The sequence below is a fragment of the Streptomyces sp. SCL15-4 genome, from assembly GCF_033366695.1.
Taxonomy (GTDB): Bacteria; Actinomycetota; Actinomycetes; order Streptomycetales; family Streptomycetaceae; genus Streptomyces.
Map to the genome: position 1 here is coordinate 1684230 of NZ_JAOBTQ010000001.1, position 13921 is coordinate 1698150.

General features: G+C 71.5%; 12 protein-coding genes. 6 read left to right on the plus strand and 6 right to left on the minus strand.

The window, feature by feature from the left end; all coding sequences use genetic code 11:
* Positions 1 to 60: 60 nt before the first annotated feature.
* The 6 genes from SCK26_RS07025 to SCK26_RS07050 all read right to left on the minus strand — a co-directional run bounded on the left by SCK26_RS07025 (position 61) and on the right by SCK26_RS07050 (position 5451).
* The gene (locus SCK26_RS07025; protein ID WP_318200390.1) at positions 61 to 804 is read right to left on the minus strand and encodes a class I SAM-dependent methyltransferase; all 744 of its coding nucleotides are present in this window, start codon (positions 802 to 804) and stop codon (positions 61 to 63) included.
* Between the two features lie 203 nt (positions 805 to 1007).
* Positions 1008 to 2246, minus strand: a complete 1239-nt coding sequence (locus tag SCK26_RS07030) for an MFS transporter (RefSeq protein ID WP_318200391.1) — start codon at positions 2244 to 2246, stop codon at positions 1008 to 1010.
* The gene (locus tag SCK26_RS07035) at positions 2243 to 2833 is read right to left on the minus strand and encodes a hypothetical protein (protein WP_318200392.1); all 591 of its coding nucleotides are present in this window, start codon (positions 2831 to 2833) and stop codon (positions 2243 to 2245) included. Before SCK26_RS07035 ends, SCK26_RS07030 begins: the two co-directional genes overlap by 4 nt.
* Before the next feature lie 59 nt (positions 2834 to 2892).
* Positions 2893 to 4119 carry a hypothetical protein gene (locus SCK26_RS07040; protein ID WP_318200393.1) on the minus strand — a complete coding sequence of 409 codons (1227 nt, stop codon included), beginning with the start codon at positions 4117 to 4119 and terminating at the stop codon, positions 2893 to 2895.
* Positions 4120 to 4216: 97 nt separating this feature from the next.
* Complete coding sequence (locus SCK26_RS07045) at positions 4217 to 4372, minus strand: hypothetical protein (protein ID WP_318200394.1); 156 nt, start codon at positions 4370 to 4372, stop codon at positions 4217 to 4219.
* Positions 4373 to 4545: 173 nt separating this feature from the next.
* Complete coding sequence (locus tag SCK26_RS07050) at positions 4546 to 5451, minus strand: AraC family transcriptional regulator (RefSeq protein ID WP_318200395.1); 906 nt, start codon at positions 5449 to 5451, stop codon at positions 4546 to 4548.
* Between the two features lie 146 nt (positions 5452 to 5597).
* On the opposite strand from SCK26_RS07050, the gene tkt reads away from it, so the two are divergent.
* From tkt to gnd, 6 genes are read left to right on the plus strand one after another with little or no spacing between them, the layout of a single operon-like run.
* Positions 5598 to 7673 carry a transketolase gene (gene tkt / locus SCK26_RS07055; protein WP_318200396.1) on the plus strand — a complete coding sequence of 692 codons (2076 nt, stop codon included), beginning with the start codon at positions 5598 to 5600 and terminating at the stop codon, positions 7671 to 7673.
* A gap of 59 nt (positions 7674 to 7732) precedes the next feature.
* Positions 7733 to 8878, plus strand: coding sequence for a transaldolase (gene tal, locus SCK26_RS07060; protein WP_318200397.1), 1146 nt, complete (start codon positions 7733 to 7735; stop codon positions 8876 to 8878).
* Entirely contained in the window at positions 8875 to 10461 is a 1587-nt protein-coding gene (gene zwf / locus SCK26_RS07065; RefSeq protein WP_318200398.1) for a glucose-6-phosphate dehydrogenase, read from the plus strand. Before tal ends, zwf begins: the two co-directional genes overlap by 4 nt.
* Positions 10458 to 11384 (plus strand): glucose-6-phosphate dehydrogenase assembly protein OpcA, encoded by a 927-nt coding sequence (gene opcA, locus SCK26_RS07070; protein ID WP_318200399.1) that lies wholly within the window; start codon positions 10458 to 10460, stop codon positions 11382 to 11384. The genes zwf and opcA overlap by 4 nt, the downstream gene beginning before the upstream one ends.
* Before the next feature lies 1 nt (position 11385).
* Complete coding sequence (pgi, locus tag SCK26_RS07075; protein WP_318200400.1) at positions 11386 to 13038, plus strand: glucose-6-phosphate isomerase; 1653 nt, start codon at positions 11386 to 11388, stop codon at positions 13036 to 13038.
* A 2-nt stretch (positions 13039 to 13040) separates the two neighbouring features.
* Positions 13041 to 13919, plus strand: coding sequence for a phosphogluconate dehydrogenase (NAD(+)-dependent, decarboxylating) (gene gnd, locus SCK26_RS07080; protein WP_030605657.1), 879 nt, complete (start codon positions 13041 to 13043; stop codon positions 13917 to 13919).
* Positions 13920 to 13921: the final 2 nt, after the last annotated feature.

Sequence of the window (13921 nt, forward strand, 5' to 3'; positions counted from 1 at the left end):
GTAGCAGACGAAAACCGCGCGGGCGGACCACCGGGCGGTCGCCGAGGCGGTGCCGGCCGGTCAGGCGCGGCAGCGCAGCATCTCCAGCGGCGGGGACGCGAGGAGGTCCGCCCAGAAGTCCTCGCCGAACTCGCGGAGGCCGGCTTCGGACACCCCGAGCGGAACCCACTCCACCGCGCCGAACCCGGCCGCCCGCAGACACTCCTCGTACACCTCGCGGCGCGGGACCGTGCTGACGATGCTGATCGGCCGGGGGTCGAGGAGAGCCGTGACCCGCACCCGCGGACCCGCCTCGGCCTCCTCGCCGGTCGGCTCGCAGCGGAACCCGTACGCCTCCAGGGACGCGCAGTCGAACCGGTAGTCGGGCCGCTGGGCGAACACGAAGAACTCTCCGCCCGGCACCAGGCTGCGGTGGATGGCGCGGCACATCCGCTCCAGCCCCGCGACGTCCTCGGCGTAGTTGAGGCACTGCACTCCCACCGCGAGGTCGAAGCGGCGGTCCGGGGCCCGCAGTTCGGCCACGTCGCCGACCTCGTAGCGCACACCCAGCGGATCACGCTGCTCGATCCCGCGCGCGACGGCGATCATCTCGGCGGAGATGTCGACACCGAGGACATCGGTGGCGCCGCGCCGTTTGAACTCCCTGCTGTAGAAACCGGTGCCGCACGCCGCGTCGAGAACCGACCTGCCGCTCACGTCCCCGACCATGCCGAGGAAGCTCGGCACCTCTGCGTAACGTATCAACGGCAAGGACTTGAACCCCTCGAAGGCCTCGCCGATCTCGTCGTACTGCTGCACGCTCATGTGCATCCCCCTCCAGTGCCTCGTCCGCCACACGGCCGTCCCGGCGCCGGGCGCGAAGGATCGGCTCCGGCGCGGACGTCCGCCGGGCCGCGGCCATGGCAGGCAGTCTTCACCGCCCCGGCCCGGTCGCCGTACTGGCGGATGACACGAGAAGCCGGCCGGGCGAATCCCGCATCGCCCAACACCGGAAGGGCGCGCGGCCGTCACGGCGGCGTACCGCGCAGCGCCACCACGGGGATCACCGCGAGGGCGAGGACTCCTGCCGCCGCCGCCAGGAACGGGTAGCCGCTGCCGGTCACCACCAGGCCCGACACCATGCCGCCCGTCGCACCCGCCACGGACATGCCGACGTCGGCCAGGCCCTGCACCGTGGCGCGGTTCTCGGCGGGGGCGGCCCGCGTGAGCAGGGCGGTGCCGCCGACTAGGGCCAGGTTCCAGCCGGCGCCGAGGAGGACGAGCGCGCAGGCCGACAGGGCGACGGAAGCGGGCGGGGCGAGGGCCGCCAGCAGGCCGGCGAGCAGCAGGACGACACCGGACGCCGCCGCCACGGGCCGGCCGCCGGCCCGATCCGCGAGCAGGCCGCTGAGCGGTGACGGCAGGAACATCGCGCCCACGTGCAGGGAGATGACGAGACCCGCGGCCCGCGTTCCGTGTCCGTGGCCGGTCAGGTGCACGGGCGTCATGGTCATCACGGCGATCATCACCAGCTGTGCGGTGATCATCACGGTGGCACCGGTGACGACGCCGAAGCTCCCGCGCGCCGGCCGGCGCGGCCCGATGGCGGACTCCTCTGCCGCGCCGGGGCCGTCCGCGGCCGGGGACGGCCGGAGGGGGCGCGGCCAGGCCAGCAGCACGAGGGCCGCCGCGGTGTAGGCGGCCGCCGCCAGGAGGAACGGTCCGGCCAGTCGCGGGATGCCCCAGGCGTGGGCGAGCGCGCCGGTGGGGCCGACGAGGTTGGGTCCCGCGACCGCGCCGAGGGTCATGGCGAACAGCACGGTGCCGGTGGCCCGGCCGCGCCGCCCGGGCGGGGCCAGTTCGGCGCCCGCGTAGCGCGCGAGCAGTCCCGTGGCCGTACCCGCCCCGTACACCAGGAGCGCGGCCAGCAGCAGGACGGGCCAGCGGGCCGCGGCGCCCACGACCACCGCCGTGCTGCCGGCGGCGGCCACGCCGTTGCCGAGCGCCAGCCCGACGCGGCGCCCCCGGCGCTGGCAGACCCGTCCGAGGACCGCGGCTCCGAGGGCCGCGCCGATGGTGAACAGCGCGACCGGCAGCCCCGACAGGCTCGCCGAATCGAACAGGTCCCGGGCGAGCAGGGCGCCGACCGTGATGCCGGCCGCCATGCCGGCACCGCCGAGCACCTGCGAGACGACGAGCACCGTCAGCGCGCGGCGCGGTGCCCGGAAGAGGGCCGGCCCGGCGCCGAGCGGGACCGTCCCGGTCACGCGCCCGACCGCACCGGCTCCGGTTCCGCCGTCGCCGCGGGCCGGCCGGATGTCCGATCGCCGTCGGCCAGTGCCGTCATCTGCGCCAGGGACAGGCCGAGTTCGTCGCGCAGGAACCGTACGATCGTCCAGTGCGGCACGGCGTCCTCGTCGAAGGGGCCGAACGCGGCGGTGTAGAGAGGGATCCAGCGCAGTGCCTCCTCGGCGGCGGCGGCCCGGCCGGGAGCCTGCTGGTAGTCACCGTAGGAGATACTCCGGTGGTGGATGAACCGGGCGCCGGGCAGCCGCTGTTCGCACAGTTGCCGGTACTCGCGGGTCTGCAGGATGAGGTAGTGCCAGATCTCGTCGATGTCCTGCTCGACCGGGAGGAAGAGGCCACCGAGCCAGTCGGGGTGGCGGGAGACCAGGTACAGGTAGCGCAGGCATTCGCGGACCTGGTGCCGTACGACGGCTTCGCAGGGGCTGCCGGGCTTGGCCAGGAAGTGCCGGACCACTTCGTCGTGCAGGACGGGGCCGAGCAGTTCCTCCGCGGAGGGAGCCGGTCCGGCGGCGGTGCCGGCGGGGACGGACGCTGCGGACGTGGGCATGGGGATCCTGTCGGGGTCGTGGCCGGGGCCGGGCGGGCGCATGAGCCCGTCGCCGTATGTCAGTTCGGGTCGGACGTGGTCAGCCAGGAGTACTTGCCGGAGCGCCCGATCGGTATGCGGGCGCGGTGCTCGACCCGGCAGGAACGCCCGGTCAGGGCGGCGACGGACGCGGTGAGCCGGGCGGTGTCGCCGGGGCCGAGCGGTACGCCGTCGAAGGTGGTGTACGCCAGCCGGCACGCGTCCGGGCCGGTCAGGTGCAGTCGGTGCAGGAAGACGCGGTCGCTGACCTCGGTGACGCGGCTGTCGAGGTCGGCCTGGGCGACGGGACCCGCGCAGGTGGGCAGGAGTTCCTTCTCCCGTCCGCAGAAGGAGACGATCCGCTCCGGGTCGGCACTGCCGTCGCGGGTGCGGACGCAGTCGCCGGACCGGTAGCGCACCAGCGGCATGTACGGGTTGCGGACGCTGGTGACGATGAGGCTGTGGATGCCGCTGCCCGGTGCGACCGGGATCAGCTCCACGCTCATGTCTTCCAGGTACGGCCGGTAGCGGCCCTCGGCGTCGCTGTAGAAGAGGTAGCCGAGTTCGGTGCTGCCGAAGAGGTCGACCACGGGGCAGTCGAAGTGGGACCGCAGGTGGGCACGGACGTTCAGCGGGGCGTACTCGTAGGCGTGGACGATGCCCGCCGGGCGGGGGAAACCGTCCCACAGGTTCCACGCGGCAACCGCGCGGATGAGATGGGCCAGGTGGTAGCCGGAGCAGTCGAGGAGATAGGCGCCGTCGGGATGGGCGCCGGCCACGTCCCGGATCTCGCCGAGCATGCGCTCGACGTCGGCGCGGTCCCAGTCGGCCGGGTCCAGGCGGCGGTTGAGGTACAGCGTGCGGTCGTCGAGCCAGCGTTCGCCGGGGGTGGCGCCGGGTCGGCGGGCGTTGACGCGGGCGACGTGTTCGGTGGCCAGCACGGTGGTCAGCGAGACCCGCCGGGCGCCGGCGCGCCAGGAGGCGCCGAGTTCGGGGTGCTGCTGCCAGAGGCGGTAGTAGGAGCGGAGCAGGAACAGGGGCGGCCGGATGAGCTGCATACGGGCGTGGTTGGTGCCCGTGGACAGCACGAATTCCGCCTCTCCCGTCTCCAGCGCGCGGGCCAGCCGCTCGGTCATCCAGTTGCCGGGGAAGCCCCGGGCGATCTCCGGTTTCTCCAGGATCGGGAAGTGGCCCCGCTCGACAAAGGCGCGGTAGATCGGGATGTCCCGCACCTGGTCCAGGACGTCGGCGCTCGGCATGCGGTTCACGGGGGCTCTCCGGGGCGGTGTCGGCGGCGAGGGCGGAGGCCCGCCGGCGCGGCGAGGGCCGCGCCGGCGGGCCGGGGCCGGCGGAGCGGCCCGGACGTCAGCGGGAGATACAGCCGCTCTTCGCCGTGACGCTGATGCAGCCGCTCTTGGGCGCGGCGCTGATGCAGCCGTCCTTCGCCCCCTCGGCGGAGTTGACGGCGACCCACCTCCGCCACACGGATTCCTCGGTCATGCGCTTGATGAGCTGGTCCATGGGAAACCTCCGGAACGTACGAGACTTAACGTTTCTGCATGCACAGACGGTCCAGGGCGCTGACGCTCGCCCATCACCACCGAAGGTAAAGAGATGGTCAATCACCAGTCAATAGACGGTAGGGTGGTTGGCCGGAAACACACCACACCGCACCCGCGTACGCGCGCCCGGCCTCAGCGCAGATCCGCCCGGAACGCCACCGGTGTCTGGCCGGTGTGCAGATGGAAGAACTTGGAGAAGTTGGCCGCGTCGGGAAAGCCCACGGCCACCCCGACACGGCCGATCGGCATCTCCGTGTGGGCGAGGAGGCGCTTGGCCTCCAGCACGACCCGTTTATCGATGAACCCCTTGGGGGTCTCGCCGGTGGCCGCGCGGACGGCGCGCACCAGGGTGCGGCGGGAGTAGCCGAGGGCGTCGGCGTAGGCACTGACGCTGTGGTTGGTCGCGAAGCCCTGCTCGACGGCGGCCCGGAAGCGGGTGAAGGTGCTGTCGGTGTGCTGCGGGGAGGTCTCGGCGGCGCTGGCGGCGAGATGGGCGAGGCGCAGCAGGAACGCGGTCAGCGTGTGCCGCAGGACGGCCGTGTGCAGGCTGAGCGGGAGCGTGACGGCGTCCTCGTACTCCCGGCGGAGCTGGTCGAGGGCGGCCTGGAGCGCGGTGAGCTGCGCCGGGCCGGGGTGCAGCAGCGGCGGCAGGTCGTAGCGGTACAGGCCCGTGGCCTCGACGGTGGAGCGGGGCAGAAAGCCGGGTTGCATGGTCAGGACGGTTCCGCGGTACCCGGACTCCCGGGAGAAGCGGTGGACCTGCCCGGGGCGGATCCACAGCAGGTCGCCGGCGCCGGCCTCGTACTCGGCGAAGTCGATCATGTGACGTACGGGGCCGTCGGTGAAGAGCATGACCACGTGGAAGTCGATGCGGTGGACGCGGTGAAGGGGGGCCTCGGCATGCCAGGTGCGGTCGGTGCCCATGGGCCCGACCTGCATGCCGACGCCGCCGACGGCCAGCTCGGCCGGGAAGGGGAAGGTTCTGATCCCGTCGCCGCCGGTCCCGTCGTCGCCCGCCTGGCCCATCATGCCCGCCATGTCTTTTTCGTACCGTTTCTGTGCCGTGATCACTGTCCCAGATTCACCACAGGCTGACACACCCCGACCTTTCCTCGAAAAAGTCAGACTTTTAAGTTTGAACACGTCAGGCCAGCCATCCCGCACTCAACGAGGACTTCTTGAAGATGACGACGCAGACTTCCGACGGCTTCGAGTGGACCGACCTCGACCGGCGTGCCGTGGACACGGCGCGGCTTCTGGCGGCCGACGCGGTGCAGAAGGTGGGCAACGGACACCCCGGCACCGCGATGAGCCTGGCCCCTGCCGCGTACACGATCTTTCAGAAGGTGATGCGGCACGACCCGGCGGACCCGGAGTGGACCGGCCGTGACCGCTTCGTCCTCTCCCCCGGCCACACCTCGCTGACCCTCTACACCCAGCTCTACCTCTCCGGGTACGAGCTGGAGCTGGAGGACCTGAAGGCGTTCCGCACGCACGGCTCGAAGACGCCGGGCCACCCCGAGTACGGCCACACCGCCGGTGTGGAGACCACCACCGGCCCGCTCGGGCAGGGCGTGGCCAACGCCGTCGGCATGGCGATGGCCGCCCGCTACGAGCGCGGCCTCTTCGACCCGGACGCCCCGGCCGGCACCTCCCCGTTCGACCACACCGTCTGGGCGATCGTCTCCGACGGCGACCTCCAGGAGGGTGTCTCCGCCGAGGCGTCCTCGCTGGCCGGCCACCAGAAGCTCGGCAACCTGGTCTTCCTCTACGACGACAACCACATCTCCATCGAGGGCGACACCGCGACCGCCTTCTCCGAGGACGTGCTGAAGCGGTACGAGGCCTACGGCTGGCACACCCAGCGGATCGAGCCCACCGCCGAGGGCGACATCGACGCCCCGGCCCTGTACCGGGCGCTGAAGGCCGCGCAGGCCGAGACCGAGCGGCCCTCGATCATCGCGATGCGCACGATCATCGCCTGGCCCGCCCCGAACGCCCGGAACACCGAGGCCTCCCACGGCTCCGCGCTCGGCGAGGACGAGATCGCCGCCACCAAGCGCCTGCTGGGCTTCGACCCGGAGCAGACCTTCGAGGTGGCCGACGAGGTCCTCGAGCACACCCGCCGGGCCCTGGACCGGGGCGCCGAGGCGCACGCGGCCTGGGACAAGCGGATCGCCGAGTGGCGCGCCGCCCGGCCCGAGCGGGCCGAGCTGTTCGACCGGGTGAGCAAGGGCGAGCTGCCCGCCGGCTGGGAGGACGCCCTGCCCGTCTTCGAGGAGGGCAAGTCGGTCGCCACCCGCGCCGCCTCCGGCAAGGTGCTCCAGGCCCTCGGCCCCGTCCTCCCCGAGCTGTGGGGCGGCTCCGCCGACCTGGCCGGCTCCAACAACACCACCATCGACAAGACCAGCTCCTTCCTGCCGGCGGGCAACCCGCTGCCGGAGGCCGACCCGTACGGCCGTACCGTGCACTTCGGCATCCGCGAGTTCTCCATGGCCGCGGAGATGAACGGCATCGCCCTGCACGGCAACACCCGGATCTACGGCGGCACCTTCCTCGTCTTCTCCGACTACATGCGCAACGCCGTGCGGATGTCGGCGCTGATGCAGCTGCCGGTGACGTACGTGTGGACGCACGACTCCATCGGCCTCGGCGAGGACGGCCCCACCCACCAGCCGGTCGAGCACCTGGCCTCGCTGCGCGCCATCCCCGGGCTGAACGTCGTCCGCCCGGCGGACGCCAACGAGACCGCGATCGCCTGGGCCGAGATCCTGAAGAGGCACGCCACGCACCCCGCCCCGCACGGGCTCGCGCTGACCCGCCAGGGCGTGCCGGTGTACGCGCCGAACGAGGACGCGGCCAAGGGCGGCTACGTACTGCGCGAGTCCTCGACGGAGGTCCCGGAGGTGATCATCATCGCGACGGGCTCCGAGGTGCACCTGGCCGTGGCCGCGCGGGAGCTGCTGGAGGCCGGGGGGACCGGCACGCGGGTGGTGTCGATGCCGTCCGTGGAGTGGTTCGAGGAGCAGCCGCGCGAGTACCGCGAGCGGGTGCTGCCGCCGGCCGTGAAGGCCCGGGTCGCCGTGGAGGCCGGGATCGGCCTGACCTGGTACCGCTATGTCGGCGACGCCGGCCGCGTCGTCTCGCTGGAGCACTTCGGTGCGTCGGCCGACGCCAAGACCCTGTTCGCCGAGTTCGGCTTCACCCCCGAGAACGTCGCCGCGACGGCCCGCGAGTCGCTCGCCGCCGCGCGCGCCTGACCCGACGCACCCCTGAGACCGGCGCACACCGCGCCCGATACCGACGCAGAAGTAGAAAGATGAGCACAGTGACCGAAGCAATCGCGACCCCGGGAGCCCTCAAGCGCCTCGCCGACGAGGGCGTGTCGATCTGGCTGGACGACCTGTCGCGCAAGCGGATCACCTCGGGCAGCCTCGCCGAGCTGGTGGCGAGCGGAAGCGCCGTCGGTGTCACCACGAACCCGTCCATCTTCCAGGCCGCCATCGGCTCCGGTGAGGGCTACGAGGAGCAGCTCGCCGACCTCGCCGTACGCGGCGTCACGGTCGACGAGGCCGTACGGATGATGACCACCGCCGACGTGCGCGACGCCGCCGACGTCCTGCGGGAGGTGTACGACGCCACGGGCGGCCGGGACGGCCGGGTCTCCATCGAGGTCGACCCGCGCCTGGCCCACCACACCGAGGCCACCGTCGCCGAGGCCAAGCAGCTGGCCTGGCTCGTCGACCGCCCCAACGTGATGATCAAGATCCCGGCGACCCGGGCCGGCCTGCCCGCGATCACCGAGGTGATCGGCCTCGGCATCAGCGTCAACGTGACCCTGATCTTCTCCCTGGAGCGCTACCGCGAGGTCATGGCCGCCTACCTGGCCGGCCTGGAGAAGGCCCGCGAGCGGGGCATCGACCTGTCCACCATCCACTCGGTGGCGTCCTTCTTCGTCTCCCGCGTGGACAGCGAGATCGACAAGCGGCTGACCGCCGTCGGCACCGACGAGGCCCTGGCCCTCAAGGGCCGCGCGGCCCTCGCCAACGCGCGTCTGGCCTACGAGGCGTACGAGGAGGTCTTCGCCTCCGGCCGCTGGACGGCGCTCCAGGAGGCCGGCGCCACCAGGCAGCGTCCGCTGTGGGCCTCCACCGGTGTGAAGGACCCGGCGTACAAGGACACCCTGTACGTGGACGAGCTGGTCGCGCCCGGCACGGTCAACACCATGCCCGAGGCCACGCTGAACGCCGTCGCCGACCACGGCGAGATCACCGGTGACACGGTGACCGGCGGCTACGACCGGGCCCGCGCCGACCTGGCCGCCGTGGAGCGGCTCGGCATCTCCTACGAAGAGGTCGTCCAGCAGCTGGAGGACGAGGGCGTCGCCAAGTTCGAGGCGGCGTGGCAGGAGCTGCTGGACGCCGTCGCCACGTCCCTGAAGAGCAAGGGAGCTGACGCCCGATGACCGACAACGCCACCGCCGCACCGGCATCCGACCAGGTGCCCGTGCCGGTGATCCCGGCCGCCGACTGGGCGAACCCGCTGCGTGATGCCCGCGACCGCCGCCTGCCCCGCATCGCCGGGCCGTCGGGCCTGGTCATCTTCGGCGTGACCGGCGACCTGTCCCGCAAGAAGCTGATGCCGGCCGTCTACGACCTGGCCAACCGCGGGCTGCTGCCGCCGGGCTTCTCCCTCGTCGGGTTCGCCCGCCGCGAGTGGGAGGACCAGGACTTCGCGCAGGTCGTCCACGACTCCGTGCGCGAGCACGCCCGCACCCCGTTCCGCGAGGAGGTGTGGCAGCAGCTCGCCGAGGGCATGCGCTTCATCCCCGGCGACTTCGACGACGACACCGCCTTCAAGCAGCTGAAGGACGCCGTCGACGAGCTGGACGCCTCCCGGGGCACCGGCGGCAACTTCGCCTTCTACCTCTCGGTGCCGCCGAAGTTCTTCCCGAAGGTCGTGCAGCAGCTGAAGAAGCACGGCCTGGCCAGCCCGCCCGAGGGTTCCTGGCGCCGCGCGGTCATCGAGAAGCCGTTCGGGCACGACCTCGCCAGCGCCTGCGACCTGAACGCGATCGTGCACGAGGTGTTCGAGCCGGACCAGGTGTTCCGCATCGACCACTACCTCGGCAAGGAGACCGTCCAGAACATCCTGGCGCTGCGCTTCGCCAACCAGATGTACGAGCCGATCTGGAACCGCAGTTACGTCGACCACGTCCAGATCACCATGGCCGAGGACATCGGCATCGGCGGCCGGGCCGGCTACTACGACGGCATCGGCGCCGCCCGCGACGTCATCCAGAACCACCTGCTCCAGCTGATGGCGCTCACCGCCATGGAGGAGCCGATCGCGTTCGACGCCGAGGCGCTGCTCACCGAGAAGCTGAAGGTGCTGAAGTCGGTGCGGCTGCCCGACGACCTGGGCCGGCACACCGTGCGCGGGCAGTACGCGGCCGGCTGGCAGGGCGGCGAGAAGGTCGTCGGCTATCTGGAGGAGGACGGCATCGACCCCAAGTCGAAGACCGACACCTTCGCCGCGATCAAGCTGGGCATCGATAACCGCCGCTGGGCCGGAGTGCCGTTCTACCTGCGCACCGGCAAGCGGCTGGGCCGCCGGGTCACCGAGATCGCGGTCGTCTTCAAGCGGGCCCCGCACTCCCCGTTCGACTCCACCGCCACCGAGGAGCTGGGCCAGAACGCCATCGTCATCCGGGTCCAGCCCGACGAGGGCATGACCGTGCGGTTCGGGTCGAAGGTGCCGGGCACCTCGATGGAGATCCGGGACGTGTCGATGGACTTCGCCTACGGCGAGTCGTTCACCGAGTCGAGCCCGGAGGCGTACGAGCGGCTCATCCTGGACGTGCTGCTCGGCGATGCCAACCTCTTCCCGCGCCACCAGGAAGTGGAAGAGTCCTGGAAGATCCTCGACCCGATCGAGGAGTACTGGGCGGCACACGGCAGGCCCGCGCAGTACGCGTCGGGCAGCTGGGGACCGAGGGAAGCCGACGAGATGCTCGCACGAGACGGACGGAGCTGGCGCAGGCCATGAAGATCGACCTGACCGACACCACGGCAAGCAAGATCAACAAGGCGTTGGTGCAGGGCCGCCGCGCCATCGGGACGCCCGCCGTGGGCATGGTCCTGACGATGGTCATCGTCACGGACGAGGAGAACGCCTACGACTCGATCAAGGCCGCCGAGGACGCCTCGCGCGAACACCCCTCGCGGACCCTGGTCGTCATCAAGCGGCACGCCCGCACCCTGCGCGACCGCACCCACTCCCGGCTGGACGCCGAGGTACGGGTCGGCTCCGAGGCCGGCACCGGCGAGACGGTGGTGCTGCGCACCTACGGCGAGGTGTCCGACCACGCCGACTCGGTGGTGCTGCCGCTGCTGCTGCCGGACGCCCCGGTCGTCGTGTGGTGGCCGGTGGAGGCCCCCGAGGCTCCCGCCAAGGACCCCCTGGGCGCGCTCGCCCAGCGCCGGATCACCGACCTGTACGCCGTCGACCGGCCGCTGGAGGTCCTGGACACCCGCGCCCGCTGCTACGCGCCCGGCGACACCGACCTGGCCTGGACCCGGCTGACCCTGTGGCGCTCGATGCTGGCCGCCGCCCTGGACCAGGCCCGGGTGCCGATCACGTCGGCGATCGTGGAGGCGGAGGCCGAGAACCCCAGCGCCGAGCTGCTCGCGCGCTGGCTCCAGGCCCGCCTGAAGGTGTCCGTGGACCGGGTGCACAGCGCCGGCCCGTTCGTGACGGCCGTCCGCCTCGGCACCGCCGGCGGCGAGATCGTCGTGGACCGGCCGGAGGGCCCGCTGGCCACGCTGACCCTGCCCGGCCAGCCGCCGCGCACCCTCGCCCTGAAGGTCCGCGCCACCTCCGAACTCATCGCCGAGGAGCTGCGCCGCCTCGACGCCGACGAGATGTACGCCATCGCCCTCCAGGGCGAGGCCCCCAAGGAGAACGCCTGAGATGGCAGAGTTCCCGAAGCTCACCCACCGCCCCGAGTGGACGGCCCTCGCCGACCACCGCGCCCAGGGCCGTCCGCACCTGCGCGAGCTGTTCGCGACGGACCCCGGCCGCGCCGAGCGGTACGTCGTACGGGTCGGCGACCTGTACATCGACTACAGCAAGCACCTGATCACCGACGAGACCCTGGCCCTGCTCCAGGAACTCGCCGCCGCCACCGGTGTGTCCGCGCTGCGGGACGCCATGTTCCGCGGCGAGAGGATCAACGTCACCGAGGACCGGGCGGTGCTGCACACCGCGCTGCGCGCCCCGCGGGACGCCGTGATCGAGGTCGACGGCGAGAACGTCGTGCCCAAGGTGCACGCGGTGCTGGACAAGATGGCCCACTTCGCCGACCGGGTCCGCTCCGGCGACTGGACCGGACACACCGGCCGGCCGATCCGCAACGTCGTCAACATCGGCATCGGCGGCTCCGACCTCGGCCCCGCGATGGCCTACGAGGCGCTGCGCCCCTTCACCGCGCGCGACCTGACCTTCCGCTTCGTCTCCAACGTGGACGGCGCCGACCTGCACGAGGCGATCCGCGACCTGGACCCGGCGCAGACCCTGTTCATCGTCGCGTCCAAGACGTTCACGACGATCGAGACGATCACGAACGCGACCAGTGCGCGCAAGTGGCTCCTCGACGGGCTGGACGGCGACGAGAAGGCCGTGGCGAAGCACTTCGTGGCGCTGTCCACGAACGCCGGTAAGGTCGCCGACTTCGGCATCGACACGGACAACATGTTCGAGTTCTGGGACTGGGTCGGCGGGCGGTACTCCTACGACTCCGCGATCGGCCTGTCCCTGATGATCGCGATCGGGCCGGACCGGTTCCGGGAGATGCTCGACGGCTTCCGGCTGATGGACGAGCACTTCCGCACCGCGCCCGCCGAGGCCAACGCGCCGCTGCTGCTGGGTCTGCTGGGCATCTGGTACGGCAACTTCCACGACGCGCAGTCCCACGCGGTGCTGCCGTACTCGCACTACCTGTCGAAGTTCACCGCCTACCTCCAGCAGCTGGACATGGAGTCCAACGGCAAGTCGGTGCAGCGCGACGGCCACCCGGTGGACTGGCAGACCGGGCCGGTGGTCTGGGGCACGCCCGGCACCAACGGGCAGCACGCCTACTACCAGTTGATCCACCAGGGCACCAAGCTGATCCCGGCGGACTTCATCGGCTTCGCCGAGCCGGTCGCCGAGCTGAGCAGTGAACTCAAGGCCCAGCACGACCTGTTGATGGCCAACTTCTTCGCCCAGACCCAGGCGCTCGCCTTCGGCAAGACGGCCGAGGAGGTCCGCGCCGAGGGCGTCGCCGAGGAGCAGGTGGCGCACCGCACCTTCCGCGGCGACCACCCCACCACCACGATCCTGGCCCGCGAGCTGACCCCGTCCGTGCTCGGCCAGCTGATCGCCCTCTACGAACACAAGGTGTTCGTCCAGGGCGCGGTGTGGAACATCGACTCCTTCGACCAGTGGGGCGTGGAGCTGGGCAAGGTCCTCGCCAAGCGCGTCGAACCCGCGCTCACCGAAGGCGCCGACGTGCCCGGTCTCGACCCGTCCAGCAAGGCCCTCGTCGCGGCCTACCGCACTCTCAAGAACGCATCGGAGAACTGATCATGCAGCTCGGTCTCATCGGTCTCGGCAAGATGGGCGGCAACATGCGCGAGCGGATCCGCCGCGCCGGCCACACCGTCATCGGCTACGACCGCAACCCGGAGGTCTCCGACGTCAAGAGCCTCGCCGAACTGGTCGAGAAGCTCGACGCGCCCCGCCATGTGTGGGTGATGGTCCCGGCCGGCACCGCCACCCAGACCGTCATCGACGAACTCGGCGACCTCCTCTCCCCCGGCGACACCGTCATCGACGGCGGCAACTCCCGCTGGACGGACGACGAGAAGCACGCCGCCGCGCTCGGCATCAAGGGCATCGGCTTCGTCGACGCCGGTGTCTCCGGCGGGGTGTGGGGCCTGAAGAACGGCTACGCGCTCATGGTCGGCGGCGAGAAGGAGTACGTGGACCGGCTGCGGCCGATCTTCGACGCGCTCAAGCCGGAGGGCCCCTACGGCTACGTCCACGCGGGCCGGGTCGGCGCCGGGCACTTCTCCAAGATGGTCCACAACGGCATCGAGTACGCCATGATGCAGGCCTACGCCGAGGGCTGGGAGCTGCTGGAGAAGGTGCACTCCGTGGAGAACGTCCGCGAGGTGTTCCGCTCCTGGCAGGAGGGCACGGTCATCCGTTCCTGGCTGCTGGACCTCGCGGTCAACGCGCTGGACGAGGACGAGCACCTCCAGGGTCTGCGCGGCTACGCGGAGGACTCCGGCGAGGGCCGCTGGACGGTGGAGGCGGCCATCGACAACGCCGTGCCGCTGCCCGCGATCACCGCGTCCCTCTTCGCGCGGTTCGCCTCGCGTCAGGACGACTCGCCGCAGATGAAGATGATCGCCGCGCTGCGCAACCAGTTCGGCGGCCACGCGGTCGAGAAGAAGGGCTGACC

Excerpts from the sequence above, each read along its gene's own strand:
- SCK26_RS07025 (WP_318200390.1), bottom strand. The coding sequence starts at position 804 with ATGAGCGTGCAGCAGTACGACGAGATCGGCGAGGCCTTCGAGGGGTTC.
- SCK26_RS07035 (WP_318200392.1), bottom strand. The coding sequence starts at position 2,833 with ATGCCCACGTCCGCAGCGTCCGTCCCCGCCGGCACCGCCGCCGGACCG.
- SCK26_RS07045 (WP_318200394.1), bottom strand. The coding sequence starts at position 4,372 with ATGGACCAGCTCATCAAGCGCATGACCGAGGAATCCGTGTGGCGGAGG.
- SCK26_RS07050 (WP_318200395.1), bottom strand. The coding sequence starts at position 5,451 with ATGGCGGGCATGATGGGCCAGGCGGGCGACGACGGGACCGGCGGCGAC.
- tkt (WP_318200396.1), top strand. The coding sequence starts at position 5,598 with ATGACGACGCAGACTTCCGACGGCTTCGAGTGGACCGACCTCGACCGG.
- tal (WP_318200397.1), top strand. The coding sequence starts at position 7,733 with ATGAGCACAGTGACCGAAGCAATCGCGACCCCGGGAGCCCTCAAGCGC.
- zwf (WP_318200398.1), top strand. The coding sequence starts at position 8,875 with ATGACCGACAACGCCACCGCCGCACCGGCATCCGACCAGGTGCCCGTG.
- opcA (WP_318200399.1), top strand. The coding sequence starts at position 10,458 with ATGAAGATCGACCTGACCGACACCACGGCAAGCAAGATCAACAAGGCG.
- pgi (WP_318200400.1), top strand. The coding sequence starts at position 11,386 with ATGGCAGAGTTCCCGAAGCTCACCCACCGCCCCGAGTGGACGGCCCTC.
- gnd (WP_030605657.1), top strand. The coding sequence starts at position 13,041 with ATGCAGCTCGGTCTCATCGGTCTCGGCAAGATGGGCGGCAACATGCGC.